Origin of the sequence: Xylocopilactobacillus apis, from assembly GCF_033095965.1 — a bacterium.
In the GTDB taxonomy this organism is placed as follows: Bacteria; Bacillota; Bacilli; order Lactobacillales; family Lactobacillaceae; genus Xylocopilactobacillus; species Xylocopilactobacillus apis.
In genome coordinates this window covers 274790-296654 of the sequence record NZ_AP026801.1, presented here as the reverse complement: position 1 = coordinate 296654, position 21865 = coordinate 274790, and the positions used below count along the sequence as shown (strand labels likewise).

At 34.6% G+C, this 21865-nt stretch carries 13 protein-coding genes and 1 tRNA gene; 5 read left to right on the top strand and 9 right to left on the bottom strand.

The genetic code is table 11. The annotated features are described in order from the left end of the window. Positions 1 to 603 precede the first annotated feature (603 nt). Positions 604 to 5067 carry a S8 family serine peptidase gene (locus R8749_RS01245; RefSeq protein WP_317697200.1) on the bottom strand — a complete coding sequence of 1488 codons (4464 nt, stop codon included), beginning with the start codon at positions 5065 to 5067 and terminating at the stop codon, positions 604 to 606. 201 nt (positions 5068 to 5268) lie between these two features. Beyond that, positions 5269 to 5340: transfer RNA gene (locus R8749_RS01240), tRNA-Arg, on the bottom strand. Positions 5341 to 5682: 342 nt separating this feature from the next. Between R8749_RS01240 and R8749_RS01235 the strand changes: the two genes are divergently transcribed. From R8749_RS01235 to R8749_RS01225, 3 genes are all read left to right on the top strand, one after another. Continuing rightward, positions 5683 to 7020: a Mur ligase family protein gene (locus R8749_RS01235; protein WP_317697199.1), complete on the top strand. Its 1338-nt coding sequence runs from the start codon at positions 5683 to 5685 to the stop codon at positions 7018 to 7020. Further along, a complete protein-coding gene (locus tag R8749_RS01230) occupies positions 7021 to 7725 on the top strand; it encodes a type 1 glutamine amidotransferase (RefSeq protein WP_317697198.1) in 705 nt (234 codons plus the stop codon). Positions 7726 to 8309: 584 nt separating this feature from the next. After that, a complete protein-coding gene (locus R8749_RS01225; protein WP_317697196.1) occupies positions 8310 to 9848 on the top strand; it encodes a glycosyltransferase in 1539 nt (512 codons plus the stop codon). A gap of 30 nt (positions 9849 to 9878) precedes the next feature. On the opposite strand, the gene R8749_RS01220 is transcribed toward R8749_RS01225, so the two are convergent. From R8749_RS01220 to lexA, 4 genes are all read right to left on the bottom strand, one after another. Next, positions 9879 to 12146 (bottom strand): transglutaminase-like domain-containing protein, encoded by a 2268-nt coding sequence (locus R8749_RS01220; protein WP_317697195.1) that lies wholly within the window; start codon positions 12144 to 12146, stop codon positions 9879 to 9881. Then, complete coding sequence (locus R8749_RS01215; RefSeq protein WP_317697193.1) at positions 12136 to 13224, bottom strand: DUF58 domain-containing protein; 1089 nt, start codon at positions 13222 to 13224, stop codon at positions 12136 to 12138. Before R8749_RS01215 ends, R8749_RS01220 begins: the two co-directional genes overlap by 11 nt. Before the next feature lie 5 nt (positions 13225 to 13229). Continuing rightward, a complete protein-coding gene (locus R8749_RS01210) occupies positions 13230 to 14195 on the bottom strand; it encodes an AAA family ATPase (RefSeq protein ID WP_317697192.1) in 966 nt (321 codons plus the stop codon). Between the two features lie 70 nt (positions 14196 to 14265). Then, positions 14266 to 14901 carry a transcriptional repressor LexA gene (lexA, locus tag R8749_RS01205; RefSeq protein WP_317697191.1) on the bottom strand — a complete coding sequence of 212 codons (636 nt, stop codon included), beginning with the start codon at positions 14899 to 14901 and terminating at the stop codon, positions 14266 to 14268. A 119-nt stretch (positions 14902 to 15020) separates the two neighbouring features. On the opposite strand from lexA, the gene pepF reads away from it, so the two are divergent. Continuing rightward, entirely contained in the window at positions 15021 to 16829 is a 1809-nt protein-coding gene (pepF, locus tag R8749_RS01200; protein WP_317697190.1) for an oligoendopeptidase F, read from the top strand. Positions 16830 to 17105: 276 nt separating this feature from the next. Continuing rightward, positions 17106 to 18041: an Rpn family recombination-promoting nuclease/putative transposase gene (locus tag R8749_RS01195; protein WP_317697189.1), complete on the top strand. Its 936-nt coding sequence runs from the start codon at positions 17106 to 17108 to the stop codon at positions 18039 to 18041. A 55-nt stretch (positions 18042 to 18096) separates the two neighbouring features. Here the strand turns inward: R8749_RS01195 and R8749_RS01190 are convergent, their stop codons facing one another. The 3 genes from R8749_RS01190 to R8749_RS01180 are packed head-to-tail and all read right to left on the bottom strand — an operon-like array spanning position 18097 to position 21613. Next, positions 18097 to 19761: an ABC transporter permease gene (locus R8749_RS01190; protein ID WP_317697188.1), complete on the bottom strand. Its 1665-nt coding sequence runs from the start codon at positions 19759 to 19761 to the stop codon at positions 18097 to 18099. Beyond that, positions 19758 to 20639 carry an ABC transporter ATP-binding protein gene (locus R8749_RS01185; protein WP_317697186.1) on the bottom strand — a complete coding sequence of 294 codons (882 nt, stop codon included), beginning with the start codon at positions 20637 to 20639 and terminating at the stop codon, positions 19758 to 19760. The genes R8749_RS01190 and R8749_RS01185 overlap by 4 nt, the downstream gene beginning before the upstream one ends. Further along, on the bottom strand, positions 20636 to 21613 hold the full coding sequence (locus tag R8749_RS01180) for an ABC transporter permease (RefSeq protein WP_317697185.1): 978 nt from the start codon (positions 21611 to 21613) through the stop codon (positions 20636 to 20638). Before R8749_RS01180 ends, R8749_RS01185 begins: the two co-directional genes overlap by 4 nt. Positions 21614 to 21865 lie beyond the last annotated feature (252 nt).

Below are 21865 nucleotides of genomic sequence, written 5' to 3'. Positions count from 1 at the left end.
TAGAGGATCACCCCCGCGAGTGCGGGGAATACGGGATGGAAAAAAATACAACGAAAAATTATTTAGGATCACCACCACCACCCCGAGTGCGGGGAATACCTTAATTTTTTTGTATCGTAGCAAAACATTAAAGGATCACCCCCGCATCCGCGGGGAATACCAAACAGTATCAACAAAGCTGTTCAGGCTGCAGGGATCACCCCCGCATCCGCGGGGAATACACATAATTGCTATTGCTTCCAGAATAAATTTCGGGATCACCCCCGCATCCGCGGGGAATACTTAAAGTTATAGGAGCAATTTTAATTGGTGGTGGGATCACCCCCGCATCCGCGGGGAATACTTAGAAAATCCAATGAAATAAGCATTTCTAAATAAATAAATTATAAAATTCAATTAGTTTTAAACTTTTAAGGATAGTTCATATGATTTTTATTTTTGAACTCATATTTCACTCAATCATTACTATATTTCAAATAAATTAAATTTACAATTAGAACAAAATCTATCATCAAGAATTTCAAAAAATTATCTAAAACGCTCCAAGATAAATTGAATCAAAAAAGTGCCGATATTTACTACCAGCACTTAATCTTTATTTCATTAAATTCCTCGATAAGTTATATACAGATTATGAGAAACTATATTTCCTGTTGCATCAACAACAGATACATTGAATTTATTTAGCCCCTTAATCAAATTTAAAGTCGTTGAGAAATCGACTGAAAATCCTGTTTGAACTGAGAACACACCATTTTGTGGCGTCACTTCCAAAACATTATTGTTTACAAGAACTCCAAAACCACTAAAGTTATCGCTCGCACTTCCTGTTAAAACAAAAGGCTTTTTCAGTGTGGAGAAGTGATAATCGCCTTTATTATCCTGCTGCCATCCGGCACTATCTTTAAAAGTTAATGTCGGCAAGTTAGTATCAACTGCAAAATGAACGGATCCATCAACTAAAGCTTTACCTTGTTCATCAGCTACATAAATCCAGATTGATTTATATCCATTAGTAGGCAGCTGAACTGTTTTACTAAATTTCAATGTTTGCGGATCATACGAAACATTGTCTCCAGCTATCTTAAATGTTCCAACTGGTTTCTTAAGTTTTCCTGAGATCGTAAACATTCCTGTTCTAGAATCAAAGCCTTTAGTTTTAGTTGTAATAACCTTAGTTGCAGCAATATCTAGATCTCCGTCATCAAAGAAAACTTGATTCTTCGGGTCATCATCGTAGGTTGTATTGACAGTAACGCTAACTGGTTTAGAGATATTACCATCAACATCAGTAGCAGTTACTGTAAATTTATTACTTCCATACTTCAGATCAAAACTTGCCTTAAAGGTTCGATCTTTTGCAAAGTCCTCAACGTTAAGAACTTTCGTTTTAGAACCTTTAATTGTTACTTTTTTGACCGTTGGACCAACAGAACCGCTTAGCTCATAATCTTTCTTATCAGTGTTAACAGTGCGGTTTGCATCATTAACTGATATTGTCCCTAATTTCATCGCAATTACTGTTCTAACAGTCCGAATGAGCTTTTTACCCTTTGCATCCGTGGAGAATTTAAAGACTCCATTTGCTGGAATCGGAACATTAACTGAAAAAATTCCTTTACGGTCAAGTTTACCTAATCGACCATTAACATAAACATTTCTGATGTAAGAACCATTCACTCTAAAAGTACTGTTGCTGGTATTAACATATGGTGTAACTGTAGAAATTCGTTTCTTATCCTGCAGATTATAAAGTGCCAATCCTTTTGCTGCCTTGCCGGGAACCGTCGTTAAAGACTTAGTGTATCCATAATTAGCAGCGTTATCTAAAACACCTACTTCAATTTGATTTTTACCAGGCGTTAAACTGGAACTTTGAGCATTCACTAATTTAGTTACATAAGGATGGATCGAAACGGGATCCCCTTTGTCGTTATATAAATTATAGTTATGGGATACTCCATTAATTGTTACATTTAAAATTCCCATATTTTGAATGCCGCTGTTGTTATCGCTCAAATTAGCACTAAGATACATCCCGTCGCTTCGTTTAATTAACTTAATGTTCGTTAACTTTGGCTTAACCGTATCAACTCTAATTGTAAGGTCTTGAGTTTGAGCCTTAGCATCTGCAGCATTAGGAATTGCACTAAAGCGATATTTATAAACGCCGTCAACAACGGGCACATCTTTACCTTTAGCCGCATTCCAGTGCGTGCCATCCCAAATTAAATTAGGACCATCTGTTGCTGTAGTAAATGAGGAATGTTCCGCATCATAAAATGACTTTTTAACGCTTGTATCTTTATAAACTGTCTTAATTACGGAACCAGTTGAATTAATAATTTGTGCTTGAGAATTATGGGCATTTCGATACAAATAAAATGTTGGGTACGCATAATCTTGATGCCCGTCGTTATTTGGCGAAATTGCAACGGTATCAGGTTTGATGTAGCTTAATAATTTATCAGGATCTGAACTAAAATCTGGTGCTTCTTTCTGATTCTCGCGATCATCACCGGCTAAATCAGTTCCTAAAATATTGTCATCACCATCTTTAAAGTAGCCGCCACCGAAAACTGAACCTTTTTCCCAAGATGGTGCATCAATAACTTTCCCTTGTCCCCACTTACCGTGGAATCCAAGATAAGGGATTACCAAATTGGGTGCTTTATCGCTATCGAAACCAATATACCCTTCAACAAATTTTTGTTGGGCAAAACTCATCGGAAGGCTTAAATGAACCGTAACATCTTTTTTCCCGTTAGCTGGAACAGTAACGGAATTTTCATCCGTTGTTAATGATCCGCCGCTAATTGGAACTTCTGAAGTATTTTTATTTACTTCATCGTTACCAGTCCATGGACCGCCATGATTATTAAACGTGTATTTAACATCCTCATTACTTCTATTGGTTAATGTAACTACCATTTCAGCATTTTGACCAATTTCTTTTAAAGCAAATGATCCTTCGCCGCTTGGAGTGGTCGCAGTAACTCGATTATCTACTGCCTTATCAAGTTGAATTAAGCCTGATCCTTGTTCACGAGGCGAAATGACATTGTTCTTATTATCAAGATCCATCATTGGTTTTGCTGTATTCATCAAACTGATTTTTGCAAATTTAGTCAATTGATCTTTACTTAGATTGATTCCTTCTTTTTTCAAGCTTTCAACTAAAATTGCAGTCGATCCGGCAATAAAAGGACTCGCCATTGAAGTTCCACTCATGTTTTGATATTTATTATCATTGGCAAGTGACCAGATTTGTCCTCCTGGGGCTGTGATATCAGGTTTAAATGAAAGATCACTAGTTGGTCCAAAAGACGTGAATGAAGACATCCGGCCGCTGTCTGAATTTGGTACCTGTTGTTCACTAACAGTGATTGTGTAGATCGTATCAGGTGCTGCTTGGATGGCTTTAATCAACTCTTTACCATCTTCAGTTGTAACTCCTAACGATGGAAAATCTTCGTGCCAAGAAAATCCTTGATTAGCATTATTAGGATTGTTATCAACAATGACAATTCCCACTGCCCCTGCTTTTTTAGCATTATCCTGCTTTTCAGTAAACGCTAATTGTCCTCTAGCAACAACCGCAATTTTACCTTTTACAGATTCGTCGAAGTCAGCTGGTTTTCCAATCCCAGGTAATCCATCTTTACCATTTTTTGCGAGATAAAAGGCATGACCTGACGCTGTTTCAAAACTAGTCTTGTTGGACAATTGACCGGCAATATCTTTATCTAAAAGTTTCTTCCCTGCCGGATCAGTAATTGAAGTAACATTAGTTACTCTTGAACTGTTTTCAGAAGAAGCGACGGTAATTGCTTCTGGAGTAACTCCTGGTGCCCCAACAGTGCTTGTATCTTCAGTCTGATAAAAAGGAACATTATCACCTTTTGCAGAATTAGAAAGGCCTGAATTACCTGCAGAAATAACGGGAATAACCCCCTGTTTAGCAGCATTTGATAATGCCATTTGTTCAGGATCTTTTGGGTTAACATCTCCAGAAGTGGAACCTAAAGACATGTTGATAACATCTGCTCCGATTTTGACAGAATCTTCAATAGCACTAATGATATCGTCATCAGTTGCACCTTCAGAAGTATTACTAAAAACTTTCATATCTAATAATTGGGCTTCTGGGGCAACTCCTTGAACTGACGTCTTAGGATCATCCCCTGAGCCGTTAGCTGCCACAATACCTGCCACGTGCATTCCGTGCATTGTCGTTCCGGTATCTAAAATTGTTTCACTGGTTCCATCAGCGTAATTATAAGCAAAAGGAACTTTGTCATTACAAGACTTCCCATAACCTAACGTTTGAGCAAAACTATTACCTTGAGCGGGAGTAATTTTTTCTTTGCTTGGGTCTGTTAAACGTAAATCTTTATGATTGGGATCAATTCCAGTATCAAGAACCGCAACGACCATTCCCTCACCTTTTAAATGATTAGCCGACCAAACTTTTTGAACATTAGCTAATTCATTAGCTGAAGAGTCTGCCGGATGATAAACTTTAGCAACCGTTACATTCTTAACTCCCGCAACTTTCTTAATCTGAGCGATCTGAGCAGGTTTTGCTGAAATTGAAAAACCATTAATTAAGTATCCGTAAGTTCTTCTAACTTTGTTTCCGGTTATTGATTCAACTTGTTTTTGAATTGATGCCTGATTATCAATAACTTTATTTGAAGCCTGATCGATTCTTTGAATCGATTTTTTGGAACCCGTCGGTGTGATATTTTGTTTAACCGCCGGATTAGCAGCTAACTCAACAATAATTTTCACAGTCTTATTTTGCATCTGATCAAAATTTAATTTGCTCGTATCCACGCCCCGAGCACTTAACTGATCTTTAACTGCTTGATAATATTTCTTAGTCGCTTGCGATTTAGCCGCATTAGAAGCGGATCGCAAATTATCCTCAATGGATTCACGATTATCGGTTTTGTATTCAACGGATTGAGTTGAAGCAAATGTTTCTTCTAATTGAATTAATGGCGTTATTAAGAGCAATAGTGAACTTAATAAACTCGTAATTTTTCTCGACCCTTTTTTCAAGACTTTACCTCCCTATGGTATTGCTTGAATTTTACGTTAAGAATCTTTCTTTTACAATAGAAATATACAAAATAATGAAATTTTATAAGCGTTTTATTCTTTTAAAAGTCTTAAACTCCGTGAATAATTCCTTTTTAAAATCATAAAACATGAATATTTTTGAAAACAAAAAAGAGCAAATTTACTTTGCTCAATTTATAATGCGGGACCTGGGAGTCGAACCCAGATTTCAGGAATCGGAATCCTACGTGCGATCCATTACACTAATCCCGCATACTATAATAGATTAACCAACTTAAATTGCGCCGTCAAGAAAAAAACGCTGCTCAAGGCAACGTTTAGATAAATTCTTAAGGGAGGATTTATAATTTTTTGATCGAGAAATCAATGTTTGGGAGGATGATTTCTTCTACGTTTTTAATATATCGAAAATTTATGAACTTTTCATGAAATAAATCAGACAAAAACAAGAATATTAACTTTTGATTTTTGTTTAAGATTTAAAAAATCCTGGTATTTATTACTATTCATTGATTATTATATTTTAAATTGTTTACTCGCCACATCTCTTTAAAAAACTTATAATATAAGAAATTCTCTTTTCAGGAGCCAAACATGAACCTTAAAAGCCGAGCTGCAGTTTTTTTTGCTAAGACTAGTCATTTTATTTTAAAAAACATTCTACACCGAGGTGCAACTTCTCTGCCTGGGAAAATTGCACTAAAGATCGATCCCGATCTTCTTAGACATCTCAGCGATAACCTCGATGTCATCATTGTTAGCGGAACCAATGGCAAAACTTTGACTACTGCTCTTTGTGTTAAAGTTCTAAAAACGGCAGGCTATGACGTTATTTCTAATTCTTCTGGCTCCAACATGGTCCAAGGAATCGTTAATAGCTTAATCATGCAAAAATCTTCAAAAAAACAAGTTGCGGTATTAGAGGTTGATGAAGCAAATGTCGCTCCCGTTACTGAGTCTTTAACTCCCAAATTTTTCGTTCTTACCAATATTTTTCGCGATCAAATGGATCGTTACGGGGAAATTTATACCACCTATGACAAAATATTAGCTGGTATTAAAAATGCTCCAAAAGCAACTGTCATTACTAATGGAGACTCACCAATTTTTCAAAGAGCAAAGCCTGAAAACCTCACAGTCTATTACGGATTTGATCATTTAAATGAAAACAAAGATCTCCTCGCACCAACTAACACCGACGGCATCCTTTCACCAACAGATCACAGCATTCTTCACTATCACTTTTTAACTTACGCAAATCTCGGTTTCTACTATTCTATTACCGATAGTTTTAAAAGGCCAAAGTTAAACTATGCAGTTACAAAGATCGACCAGCTGACACCTAAATATTCTGAATTTGAGATTGGTTCAACTCGCTTTAAAATCGAAATTGGAGGTCTTTACAACATTTATAATGCACTTGCTGCTTATTCGCTGGCCCAAGAAATGGGAATATCCGCTAATGTCGTAAAAGAAACATTTGAGCAGAATCAGCAAATCTTTGGGCGTCAAGAGTCTATTGATGTTGACGGAAAAGACGTAACGATCGTTCTAATCAAAAACCCTGTGGGTTCCAATGCAGTGATTGATATGATGCTGACAGAAAAAGATCCTTTTTCTCTTGTAGCTTTGCTTAATGCGAATTATGCCGATGGAATTGACACTTCTTGGATTTGGGATGCTGATTTTGAAAAACTTCACCAAGCAAATATTGAAGCTGTCCTTACTGGCGGAGAACGTTACAAGGATATTCAAGTAAGACTTAAAATGGGCGGTTTTGAAGATCAAGAAACAGTGCCCGATCTTAAGCAGATTGTCGAAAAAATTAAAACTCTGCCAACTAAAAAAGTATATGTTGCCGCAACTTACACTGCCATGCTTCAATTAAGGGAACAACTTGCCAAAAGTGGTTATATTAAAGGAGGATTTTAAGTGACTAAAGAGATTAAAATTGCTCACCTATACGGAAATATCATGAATACTTATGGCGATTACGGTAATATTGTTGCTCTTAGATATTATGCAAAAAAAATTGGTCTGGATGTTATTGATGAAGTTGTCTCCTTAAATGATCCTCTAGATCCCAGCAAGTATGATTTTATGCTTTTTGGCGGCGGGCAGGATTATGAAGAACAAGTATTGGCCCCAGACTTTCAAAGTAAATCAAAACAAATGAAAGAATACATTGAAGACGGCGGACCAATGCTGGCAGTTTGCGGAGGATACCAAATGTTGGGTAAATATTTTCTAATGTCTAATGGCGAAAGGATTGAAGGAATCGGTGCTTTACCGCACTATACACTCAATCAAGAAAGCGATCGCTTCATTGGTGACATCACTATTAAAAATTCTGAAACTAATGAAACTTATCATGGTTTTGAAAATCATCAAGGAAGAACTTTTTTAGGTGACGGTGAAAAACCACTAGGAGAAGTGATTGATGGTCACGGAAATAACGGCGAAGACAAAACCGAAGGAGCAATTTATCACAATGTATTTTGTACCTATTTCCATGGTCCAATCTTAACGAGAAATGGTAATCTAGCTAAAAGAATTCTCGAAATTATTCTAAATCGTAAAAATAATGAACAAGACTTAATTCCTGAACTTCAAAAAGTTGCACCGGAATATTTTTAAAAAATATGGCGAAAATAATTTTAACTGGTATTACTTTATTTTAGGGTCCCGAAAACCTTGAAGTGGAGTATAAAATTTGGAAATTAAATTCATGAACCTAAAAAAATTGTTTTTGTAAGACGAACCGGAGCTTACGGAATTGCAAATAAAGAATTGATGGAAAATGAGAATCTATTGAATAATTCAACAATTTTAGCAATTGCACAAGACGATCCAAATAAAGTACCAGAATTTAAATGTCGGTATGAGATCTGTTCAATCACAAAACAAACCAAATTTAAACACCGTTTATCCCGCGGTGTTTGGCAGGTGGTAAATATGCGATTTTTAAAATTAAACATACCGCGGATTCAATTAATAATTTTTATCAAAATGTCTTTCAGACCATTCAGGAGAATCAACTCAAAATTATCAATCAATAGTTGAAAGATACCAAGAATCCTTAGTGAATCAAGGATTTTGTGAAATTCTAAATCAATTGAATGACGCAACTTAAAGAATTATTTGCAAAACCTGATTTCATCACTTCCAATATTAAGTTATTATATAAGAGATAATTTTCAATCAAAAAATGAGGAGTAATTATGAATTTCTTTCTAACCAATAATATTTCTGAGAGTATGTCAGGAATTGAACATGCCCAAATCAAACGTCTTCATCTTTTCCACGATGAAGGCGGAGAAGCAATGATTGTCACAGTAAAACACTGGACCAACACTCACACTGTTCTTGAACACATTGGAATTCCTAACGATCAGCATATTAATGCTTTTGACTTTTATCAGGGTACTCAAAAAGTTGAACAAAAAGAAAATGGAATCAAACAATACGAAGAAGATGACAATTATGAAGTAGAATTTATGGGGCCAAATGGTGCGGATATTGCTTATCGGGTTCTCAATAAAGAATCTAAAGAAACTTATATTATCCAAGTCAACCCTAATAATAATCAAATTACTTCTTTTGTATACATGGAAGCAGATGGTCAATCTTTTAAGAAATATGATTATTATGACGAACGAGGTTTTCTTTCTTCTCGGACTGAAATCGATCCACAGCGCCGACCAATTCATGAACAGTATTTTGACCTTAATGGAAATGTTGTTATTGAAATTAAAACTGCCTACCCTCGCAACATTCAAACTGTTATTTCAATTAAAGTTAAGTATCAAGATGAGACTATAACCCTTGGAAACACTGAAGAATTTCAATCTAGATTTTATGATGACTTAAATTTACTATATGGAAATGGTGAAAAGGTTAATAATTTCTTCTCTGATCGAATGGAATTAACTCATTCGTTAGCTAAAATGAAAACTCCCGCCTATAAATATATGATGATTCACAATGTTCATGCTTACGATTCTCATGATATCATGCACTCAAAATTAAACGAAAACTATGAATATGGTTTACGTAATGTTGCCTTATTTGATGGGATTTTAGTTCCTACCCATCAGCAGCAATTAGATATCCGAGCAAGATTCTCAAGTGTCGATACTAAAGTTTACTATGTTCCCGTTGGAATTGCTGATCCAGATATTAAATATGCTGACTTTGAAAAACGTGATCATAAAACTATTCTTGCAGTTGCTCGTTTAGCTCCTGAGAAAAGACTTGAAGATTTAATTAAAGCATTTAGCAAAGTTCACAAAGAAGTTCCTGATGCCAAACTTGACGTTTGGGGCTATGCAATGAATGATTTCGAAGTTAATAAACTTTTAATTGCAATTAACCGTTTTGCTTTACAAGATACGGTTAGACTTCGAGGATACACTCAAAATATTGGCGAAATATATGACCACTCTATTTGTTTAGCCAACACTTCTAAAGTGGAAGGTGCTCCTCTTTCAATGGTAGAAGCAATTAATCATGGTGTTCCAATTGTTGCATATGACATTAAATATGGCGCTGCTCAAATCATTCACGAAAGTGAAAATGGCTACTTGATTAAAGAAGGTGATACTGATCAGATGGCACAAACTTTAATTAATATCTTAAAAGATCCATTTCTTCAAAAAACTTTAAGTACAAGGGCTTACGAATCTGCAGCAAGATTTTATCCTCATGCTGTTTGGGAAATGTGGCAGCAAGTTCTTACTCATTCTGACCCAATTGAATAAAGTTAAAAATCCATCCGGAAGGGTGGATTTTTATTTAATAACTTTTACTGTCTTCGGATTTCTCGTCATAGTCCTAGAAAGTTGATGAAGGGTTTCACTTAAATCATCATTTAAATGATCTTTAAAGTAGATTCGAGTCTCATATTCCTTTGTTGCTTTAAGGTAAACGTCCTTAATTTGCGGATATAAAATCACAAGTCGTTCGGCATAGTGACTTAAAGATTCCTTTTTTTCTCTTTTGAGCCGTTCTTCAAAATAATGAAGAGTTAAAAGATAAAATTTTTCTGGCTGTCGATCACCATAAAATAAAAGATTCAACGAAATCCAATATAATGACTGCCGATAAATAAAAATTAAAATTATTAATGCCAACGCAATAATACTTAAAATCACTGGAACTAAAATACTATGTTTTTTAGTCTTATTTTTACTTTTATGATGATTGCTGTTGCTCTTTTTTTTAGACTCTTTCGAAGAAGATTTCTTTGAACTATTGGTTTTAGAACTAGAAGATGCACTGCTTCCACTATTGGAGCTTGTCATTTTCTCTTCTTTTGCGGTCATTTGTTCGGACCGATTGGACTCGTTCGAGCTCATTTTGGACTTTTTAAAACCGGGGGTCGGTTCAAAAGGGACCCAACCTATGCCAGAAAAATATACTTCAGGCCAACTATGAGCATTATTATTTCTAATTTCATATTCGTAATTATCACCAATTTTCTGCTTATATGAACCTTCAGAAAATCCCTCAGCATAACGAGCCGGAATTCCAATCGATCGTAATAACACCACCATCGAAACTGAAAAATTATCACAATAACCAATTGGGTGTTCAAAAAGAAAATAATCAACGAAATCCCGACCAGCAGGAGTACTATGTGCATCTAAACGCGAATAGGTAAACTTTTTTTTATTTTTTAAATAGTGTTCTACTGCTGTAACTTTATCAAGATACGTTGTTTTATCATTGGTAATTTCTTCTGCTAATTTTTTGACCCGACTTGGAACTTTTCGAGGTAATTGAGTACCCGTCTGAATAATTGATGCTGGTATTTTAGTTAGACTAGACTTCTTTAAATTATTTAAAGAAAGGTCATAATAATTAACGTTATAAACGATCTGATTTTTAGTATCATTACTATTATTAAATTGTAAAATAGAATTTAAATCATTATTAGTCGCTGTTTTGATTTTTTGTGATCTAAGATCAATTTCCATTTTTCCATAAACTTGGGGGATAAATTGGGGATCAGAATATTTGATATTAGAAGAATAAATAATTTTTACTGAACTTTTGGGTTCCAAAACTGGTAAATGTAAGTCATCTTTTAATACTGAACTACCAAAAACATCACTTCCAAGCGTTTCGTGATCATTAAAACCGCGGCCTGAATAATTGCTTTTTGTATCTATACGTAAATAATTCGGAGTTTTTTCCCAAACTGTATAAACCAATTTATCATTGTCAAGAATAGGTCCTCCGAGTTCACGGCTGTTAATTGAAAATCCAGCCTTTTTTGCATCCGGCTTATTCTGGCTTTGATCATTAATTGTTTGGTAGAAACCTAACGTATTCAAACGATTTCTCACCTTAACTCCTGGTGAATCAATCACCTGAGCCAAATTAATAAATGTATTTCTAAAAAATATCCCTGCACCAACTGCTAAAATCAATGATATTAATCCGAGAATAATTGGATTGAGCACATGATTTTTTTTAATGAATATTTCGTCATAATTAGAAACCAAAAATAATTGAATTGCAAAAAATAGTAAAATTAAAATTCCTTCTACTAAATGTTCATGACTATCAAAAACGGTTACTGACAGAAGATAAGTTAATGCCAATGGAAAGATTATGTACCATTGATAATAATAAATGCCAACCAACAGAAAGATCGTAATGAGGATAAAAACCAGAATTGTTGCTAAAATTTCTGGCATTACAACAAAATTAAAATGCGAAAAATTTCGAATTTCTCTTCCCAGTTCACTGAAAAAATCAGTTGACCAGCTTCTCCCAGATTGATTTGGAAAAATCATGATCAAGGTTAATAACTCAACCATAATACTGAAAATTAATCCCAAAATTCCCCACCATTGTCTTTTTTTGGCTGTAAAATAGAAAACCAAACAAACAATCGTAAAACAAATACTAATAAAAATACTATTTCTGAAATTTGTCGCTGGAGAATTGGGGAGATTTACACTTACAAAAGCTGGCACTGCACAAATTAAAATACCTGCTTCTAATATTGCTAAGAGAAATAAAGCCAGAGGATCTCTTTTACCTTTCATCTTGACCCCCTAAGTTAATGTTTTCTGTCCAGTGTTCGGAAATAATTGATAATTGCTTGTAGTTCTTTAAACTTAAACGAACTACCTCATTATGCTGTTTCAAGAAAGAAATGGTTTGATTCTGTAACGGAGAATCATCTGCACTAAACAGAAAAACATTGCGATCCTTAATTGATGAAAGTAAATTTGTTTGTTCAAAATCTTCAAAAGGATCCAAAAAAGCCATCCACTTCTTTTCAATTTGCGGTCCGTGAAAACTCGTTTCACCTAATAAATAGAATTCTTCAAAGGCAGTTTGGTTAATCTCTTCATACATTGAATAAAAGAGTGCTACTGCGTATTCAAAAGCCACATTGTTTTCGCCCCAAAAAATTAAAATATTACGCGGCTCTTGCTCTGGATAATTTTCTCTGACTATCAACTTTGAACTTTTGGCTGTTTTTTTCCAATCAATTGATTTAATACTATCTGTCCCTTGATAATCACGATATCTTTTAAACTCATAACTGTCTAGTGATGCCGCCTGCTTAGGAATTTTAATAATTTTTTCAACTGCTAATGCAATCAAAAGTCCTTCTTTTTTAAATTTATGCGGCATTACGTAAAGATTAGTTTGTTGATTTAAAACTCTGCTTTTTTCCCACATTAAAAAATAGTCATTACTTAAAAATACAAGAGTGTTGCTCGGATAAAACCCACGTTCAATTGAATACAAATAAATTTTAAGAGATGTTCGACCCTTAAAATTATGACTGCTGATTTTCCCTTCCCCGCAAAGATTTCCCTTTTGATAGATCTGAGCCGTAAAGCGTGGAAACCATAAAAATTGTTTTCCTTTAATATTAACCCGTAAAAATTCCGTATCATCTTCAGCCCGCACAAATTGTTCATGGAAACTTGTTTTAAGACTATGAAGAGGAAAAATTATCTGAATTGCTTCAAATAATAAGAAAAATAAAAAAGTATAAAAAATACCCCAACCGGTCTGATTATTAAACACCCAGCCAAAAACAAGAAATAAAAGAATTACACTAATAGTAGCAATATTATGAATATAAGTTATAAGTTTCTGTCGCATAAATTTTATCTAATCGGAATATCTACTTCAGAAATGATATCCTGCAATATATCATCAGGCTGGATCGTTTGAACATATTCATCCTCTAAAATTAAACGATGAGAAAATACTGGTAAAATCACCTGTTGAATCGTATCAGGTGTAACATAATTTTCTCCATTAGTTAAGGAATAAGCTTTAGCGGCTTGGATTAGTGCTAACGTTCCACGTGGACTAATTCCTAACTTAATTTCTGCCCGATTTCTTGTTTCATTTACAATATTTAAAGCGTATGTTGCAACATTACTTTCAATGTGAACCTGTTTTACCAGCTGTTTTAAACGTTGAACTTCTAATTGATCAGTAACTTTATTAACCAAATTCACTTGATCACTAAGATCATTTTGGTAAATCAAATGAAACTCATCATCAAATTCTGGATATCCGATAGTCAGACGCATTAAAAATCGATCCAACTGAGCTTCCGGCAAAGGATAAGTTCCTTCAAATGCTAAAGGATTTTGAGTACCCAGCACAAAGAAATCTGGATCAAGCTTAAAATGATTCCCATCGATTGTTACTGAAAGATCTGACATTCCTTCCAACAACGCAGACTGAGTCCTTGGTGTTGCTCGATTAATTTCATCAGCTAAGACTATTGTTGAAAATATCGGCCCCTTATGGAATGAGAAATCATTCGTTGTCTGATTAAAAACCGATGTCCCTAAAATATCGGCCGGCATTAAATCAGGAGTGAATTGAATTCGAGTAAAATCCAAGCCCACCGCACGCGCCAGTCCACGAACCAAAGTTGTTTTACCAACTCCCGGTATATCATCAAAAAGGACATGCCCGGAAGCTAACATTGCCGCCACCGTCATTTTAATAACTTCGTTCTTTCCAATAATAACTTTACTGGTTTCACTAATTATTTTTTCAATTGTATTTCTTGCATTTAAAAAGCCGTTAAGTCTTGTTGAATATTCTTCCATTTTCCCCCAACTTATATTAAAAAATATAACATAAAAAAAAAGAAGAATTATCTTCTCTTTTGAAAAAAAATTAAAATAAAACCGGTCGATAAAGACTAATAACTACTCCTAAAATTGTTACTGTCGGATATATTAGATCTTCCATTGATTCATTTTCCGGATGAAGACGAATATGGTCATCTTCTTGATAAAATCTTTTTACTGTTGCTTCGTTATCTTCTGTCATTGCAACCACTATTTGTCCATTATTAGCTGAATTTTGACGATGAACAATAATCTCATCTCCATCATTAATCCCAATTCCAATCATTGAATTACCCTGAATTTTCAGCATAAAAAGTTCATCACTTGGATATGAAATATCTTCAGGTAAAGGAAAATAACCTTCAATATCTTCTTCTGCTGTAATTGGCTGTCCGGCTGCTACTGTTCCAATAACAGGAATTAAATTATTATCAACTGATGATTCTCCGATCATTTCCAAGCCTTTAGGAGTTATTTCTAAAGCGCGCGAGCGATTTCCTTGTTTTTTTAAATAACCATCTTTAATTAAACGATTAACATAAGTAGCTGCCGTACTAGAAGAAACAACGTTCATCATTTTTGAAATTTCACGTATTGAAGGCGGGAAGTTATTATCATTAATGTAATTATTGATTTTTTTTAAAATCTCTTGCCGCCGATCATCATTAAATCTCTGTCCCATTTGTCATCCTCTTTATTGTTTATCTAATTTTATCATTTTCGAACATATGTTTGCAAGAAAAATATTAAATTAATCTAAAAAAATGCTATAATATCGCTAATACACGCAAAGGAATAACTATGCAAAAAATGAATAAAGTCCCTACACGGGCAGAAGTAGACTCAAAATATACTTGGGATCTAACTCCTTTATGCAAAAATAACGAAGATTTTAAAGAAAAGTTCAATAATTTTAAAGAAAAAGTTTTAAACTTTTGTGATAAATATTCAAAAACAGAATTAGACTTATCTCAACTCGAAGAAGTACTAGTTGAATATAATAAACTTTTAAAAGAATATGATCCAATTGCTCAATATGGATGGTTGGTGAGCACCACGGATCTTACTAATGCACAAAATAATCAGCTTAGTTATGAAATAGGTAATTTTGATGCTGATTTTTCTGCTCAAATGCGTTTTATTGAAGATGCTTTATTAGCGTTATCAACTGACGAACTAACTGAACTGCAAGAAAAATTGCCCCAATTTAAAGGTTATCTTCGTCGCATCAAGCATTATAAAAGAATTGCTTTAGACCCTAAAGTGGAGCACGCATTAGCTAAATTAAAACCAACATTCAACTCATTTTCAAATATTTACGGGCAAATTCGTTCAGCTGATTTAGAATATGATACTTTTGAAGCAAATGGAGAAACTTATCCTTTATCTTTTGGGCTTTACGAGGACCGTTATTCTTATGATCCTGATCCAGAAATTAGACGTAATTCTTTTAGTAAATTTTCAAAAGAGTTAGCTCATCATCAAAATGCTGCTGCCGCTGCTTATTTGGAGCATGTGTCTAACGAGAAACGCTTAGCTGATTTATATGGTGCCAGTTCAGTCGTTGATTATCTATTACACAACCAAGAAGTAATGCGTCCAATGTTTGATCGTCAAATTGATTTAATAATTAATAAATTTGGTCCTGTCATGCAAAAGTATATGAATTTTCTTAAAAATGAGCGTGGACTCGATCAAATGACTTTTGCTGATCGCTTAATTGACCTTGACCCTGACTTTGCACCCGAAGTAACAGTTGAAGATTCCATGAAATATGTTCAAAGTGCTCTTTCAGTTCTAGGAGACGAATACGTCGAAATGATTATGAAAGCTTATCCTGAACGCTGGGTAGATTTTGTTCAAAATAAGGGAAAAGAAACTGGCGGATTTTGTTCCCAGCCTTATAACAACCACCCTTATGTCTTAATGTCATGGCAAAATGTGATGGCTGATGTTTACACTTTAATTCACGAAATGGGTCATTGCGGTCAAGGAATCTTATCCACAAAAAACAACACTCTTCTTGATTCTGAACCATCTCTTTATATCATTGAAGCTCCTTCGACATTCAACGAATTACTTTTGACTGACTCACTAACTCATGGAACTGATGATCCGCGCATGAAACGTTTCGCTTATACAAAGCTGCTTTCTAACACGTATTTCCACAACTTTATTACACATCTTTTAGAAGCGGCATATCAAAGAGAAGTTTACAATTTAATTGATGAAGGTAAAAGTTTCAATGCTGATAAATTAAACGAAATTACATTAAATGTTTATCATCAATTTTTTGGTGAATCAATCGAATTTAACCCTGGGACAGAATTAACCTGGATGCGCCAAAGTCACTATTATATGGGACTTTATAGTTATGTTTATTCAGCCAGCCTGACCGTTTCAACTCAAGCATTTCTTAATATTAAAAATGAAGGACAACCTGCAATTGATCGTTGGCTTGAATTGTTAAGGCTTGGAGGAAGCGCTGATCCAATTGATTCAGCCAAAATTGCTGGAGTCGATATCACAACCGACGAACCACTAATTAACACAATAAATTATCTTGATTCAGTTGTTGATCAAGTAATCTCATTAACTAAAGAAATATAGTAAGAAAAACGGCTCATGATAACGATGAACCGTTTTTTGTTGAATGAAATAAATTACGACCACGCGATCTTAAGATCCTTTAAAACCCCAAAATAAATTGGTGCTAAAAACTGATAGTGAGTTTAAATATAGATCTTAAGACAAAAAATTATGAGCATTAGCATTATAGAGATTAACTGTTCAGTAAGATCATAAAATAATTTTTCTCGATATAGTATCATTGACGGTTTTTTGCGTAATTTTTTATTAGGCCCCAAAAATAGAAAGGTTATAAACATGAACAAAAAAATATTACTGCCGTCTAATGATTTGCTTTTCAAAAAGTTGTTTGGTTCTCAAAGCAACAAACACATTTTGATCGCGCTGATTAAAGATTTTTTAGATTTAGATGTCGGCGATTTGACGATTGAAAATCCCTACAACATCAGAAACTTTAAGGTTTTTGAAAATGATCAAGAATTCCTTTCTACAGAAGTAGACGTTCTTGCGCGTTTGAAGGACGGAAGCTTAGTTACAATCGAGCTCCAGGTCAGAAATGAATTAAGTTTTATTGAACGATCAATTCATTACTTGTCTGAAAAGTTTGTTTCAAACTATGCGCGAAAAGATCCTGAAAAAAAAGAAGGATCATCTAAGTACAATTCATTAAAACCAGTCTATGGAATTAATATTGTTTATTTTGATTTGTTTAATGACGACCAAGCTTTTCACAAGTTTACGTTGTATGATATTAAAAACAAAGTGGAGCTTAAAAATCGAAATGACCTACCACCGTTGACTGTAGTATACTTAGATTTAACAAAGTCTCCTGACACCCTAGAGGGAGTTTTATATTTTTGGTATTGGTACTTTAAAAAGGGACTGGTGGAGAAGAATTCGCCAGAATATTTAAAAGATGCTCGAAAAGTACTCGATTATGAGAATTTAGATTTGGAGGAAAGAACCGTGTTAGATGCAATAGAGAGAGCAAAATCCAAATTAGAGTCACAAATCTTTACTGCCGAAGAAGAAGCACGTGAAAGAGGTTTGGAGCAAGGACTTGAGCAGGGACTTGAACAGGGACTTGAGCAGGGACTTAAACAAGGACTTGAACGTGGCCGTACAGAAGGCATTAGAGAAGCAGCTCGCAAAATGTTAGAATTGGGTGAAAGCCCTGAAAAGATTCATATATTCACAAACTTAAGCATTGAAGAAATCGAAAAGTTGAAATAAAAAGGATTAAGCATTGATTGAAAACGATCAATGCTTTTTTTATTAAAAAGCAACATTAATTATTCGTCTTTTCAAATCCTCTTGCCATTGTGGCCTTGCCAATTATTTTACCTTCAACCTGATAAATAATATAGTTGTCTTTCTTAAAATCTTCCTCTTGCTGATCAAACAAAACCGTCGAGGTTCCCCAAGTTAAGTTCTCTACTGCATCGATAACTCCATTTTTTTCTTTTTCCGATAATTTACGAAACTTCGGCTTGAGAGTTGCTACAAAATAATCATCTTTGGTTAGTTTAATTGAATCAATATAATTAACGACTTTAAAAACTGGATCCGGCTGTGCTTTCTTGCTTGGTTTTCCATCATCATCGAGCTTGCCGGCAGCAAAACCTTGATCAATCTTGATTCGCTCTGCAACTTCCGCATTAAATGCTTTAATTCTTTTATCAATTGGGCTTTTACGCGTTACCTTTTTTGGTTGTTTAATTGTGCCGTAATCTGTAGAAACTCGATTTAATTGATAAAAACGAATTATAAATCCCAATCCCGCAACACCCAAAATTATCGCTGAAACCGTCACAGTGGAACGTTTTGGCAGTGTAAAATTCCAATGAAAATTGACCTTAAAGATGATGACTGCTAAAAGAACAGTTAACAAAATGCCCACCAAAAATGGCTGCCAATTAACAAAAACTGTCTTCGAAATCGCAAGATTATTAGATTTTTCAAACAAATTGGTGTAATAAAATGGCGTAAATTTGGCAATTTTATTTTGGGGATAAAACTCATTGATAAAAACAATTGGCATCAGTGCCAATAACCCTGTACCAACAAGACTGACAAAAGTATCACGACTTATTTTTGAACCAAAATAAATGATCAAAAGTGTCGCAAAAATCACTGCATAAAAAGTAACAACAGTGGTTACTAAATATTGTCCAAGCGTGATAACCGTACTACCTTCAATAAAAATTGGATAATTGAAATGTCCCACTTTTTTAGAGAAAATTAATCCTACGCAAAAAGCAAGCAGACAAATATAAATTGGAAGCAACAACGAAATAATTAGTGAAAATTCAAATTTACGCGTGTTAATTTGAATTTTTTTAATCGGCAGCATTTTCAACAATTTAAACGACTGTTTGCGATACTCTTTAGCATACAAGTCAAAAAATAGCAGAATAACAATAACAATTCCCAAATACGAAGTAAAAATATCGCTGACCTTTTTAGTAAAATAAAGAGCTGCCGTGCTCTTTTCAAGGTTTACTGGTCTAATCTGATGTTTAATAAAATAATCGTATTTGCTAATTAATTTGTGTAAATCATCTTCAAGATTAGGAGTTTGACCATGTAAATCTTGGATTTTTACCAACGTCTTAAGATACTGCCGATATTCAACATTTGCGTGTTTCCAATCATTTTCAGCGTAATAACCGTAATGATCATTCAGATATGCAGAGGCTGTCCCATACAGTTTGTATAGTTTATCATTGCGATTTCTATCGGCCTTTGATTGAACCGGAATACTGCCCAACATATTTCGAGCGTTTTCTATATTGCCAAAATCTTGTTCAATTTGATCTAGATGATTTTGCTTTTCTTTCTTTTCATCTTTGCCGACCATAAAAACAAAAGCTATCACGGCCAAACTAACAATAAAGATAAACAAGAGGTTTTTTAGTGACTTGCGCCATTTTTTTGCTTCAAAATTGATCATGATGAAGTTCTCTCAAACAGATCTAAATAAACTTGCTCTAAATCCCACTCTGTTTTCGTTACGTCCCAAAGGTCGAGGTTTTGTTCTTGTAAAAAGTCCCTTATGTGTGCCAACCGATCTTCTGTAGTCGTAATTTCAATTTTGTGTGAGTTTAAAATTTGATATTCGAGACTCAGTTCAAGCAAGTGCTGCTCGAGTTCATCAACCGATTCAACCACCAACGTCCATCTCTCTTCGTTTTCAAAAATATCTTTCTCGCTTTTAAGCTTGCCTTCATGCAAAAAGAGAATATTGTCAGTAAGCTTAACCACCTCACCGAGATTATGAGAAGAAAAAAGGATCGTGGTTCCCGAATCCGCCATTTCTTTTAAAATATTACGCACGTTAATCACGCTATCAGGATCAAGGCCATTAAGTGGTTCATCAAGCAAAAAGACTTTTGGTTCCGGTAAAATTCCCATTGCAAATAACAAGTGCTGTTTCATTCCAAGTGAATACTTGCCAACCGCTTTGTTGAGATAATCTTCAACTCCAACCAGTTGAGCAACCTTTGCGATATCTGCTTGTGTCTTATGGTACATCGATGCAATGAACTTCATATGATCCATCCCAGTTAATTCATCGTATAAAATCGAGTTGTCCTGCATAAACGTCATTTCGGAAAAAACATGTCGATCAGTATTAGGTAGCCCAAGAATTTCAATTGAGCCTGACTGATAGCCTTCAAGATCACACATAATATTTAAAAATGTCGTCTTACCAGTCCCATTGGGTGCCACTAATGCAATAATTTGAGGCTCTTCTACTGAAAGAGACAACTGATCTAAAATGGTTCTTTTGCCATAAATTTTTGTGAGATTATCTATTTTTAAAATCATTTGACAGCTCCTTTAATTAACCAATAAAAATTACGATAGGGAAATAACAAAAAACCTAACAGTAGTAAGATTAAACATGTTAGCGAGATTGCTCCTTTGGTCACCGACAATCCCAATTCCAACTGATAGCCCAGCGATTCTCCTTGATAGTATTTAACGTTTTCGAATGTAAAATCTCTCAACATATACTCAAAATCATCATCACCACCGTTACAAAAATAAGTCAAATCATCGTTAACTTTATCTGTCCCTCGACCAGTGAAAACAAGTGTTGGTTGTTGATAAAGCAAAGGATTGTATGAATCAGTTAAATATTCAGTAGAAAACATAAAACCAAAACTTAAAATCAAGGTGGAAATCAAAACGCTCATAAGGCTTCTTTTAACTAATCTGACGAAAAAGTAACTCACAATGAAGGAAACGGTTAAAACTAATAAATAGATAATCACGACCTGAATAATGTAAAAAACTGCTGGGATTAGTTCCGCCCCACCAATAGTTCTAATTAAGATCGGATAGTTACCGTGAAATTTTTGCCCTAATATTGTTGTTATCACGAGACTAAGTCCTAAAGTTACCGCCAAAAAGCCCAACGAATTAAGAATGAAAGTTAAGTAATCCCCCAGAACCACCTTCCAGTTAGCAATCGGCGTGGTCTCAAACCACCGGTGTTGATTGCCTTCATACTTCTTACTAACTGCGCGAATTGCATACCAAGTAACAACCGCAATTCCGATAAATGACGTCAAGTAATTGAGTACCGAAATGATAAACAGTGATCCGCTAGTGCCATAGCGCGTACTTTCCGGTTTTAAGTGATATTGCAGCAACTTCCGATTGATCATTTCTTTTCCCTTGAGATAAGAATCAATTTGTCCACCACTCGCTTGAAAAGGTACATCATCGGCTGCTAACTTCCCGTCAGGGTGTAAAAGTCTCATCGAGCGCTCAGAATCCTTACGGTAAATCTTCAAACTTTCTAATTCATCATTAAATAAATAAGGATAATTTTGATTTTTTAAGGCTTGGGTTACTTGATAATGCCGTGAGGTAATTTCACTATTAGTTTTCTTATCAGTGAAATTAACATGTAAAACCTGATCAGAGTAAACTCCCTCATCATTGACTGTTAAAGTTTCATATTCCTTCAGGGAAGTTGAAAAAAATCTCGTACATATTTCGATTTTTCTTGCGATTTTTGCGTGTTATATGAAAACAAAAAAAGC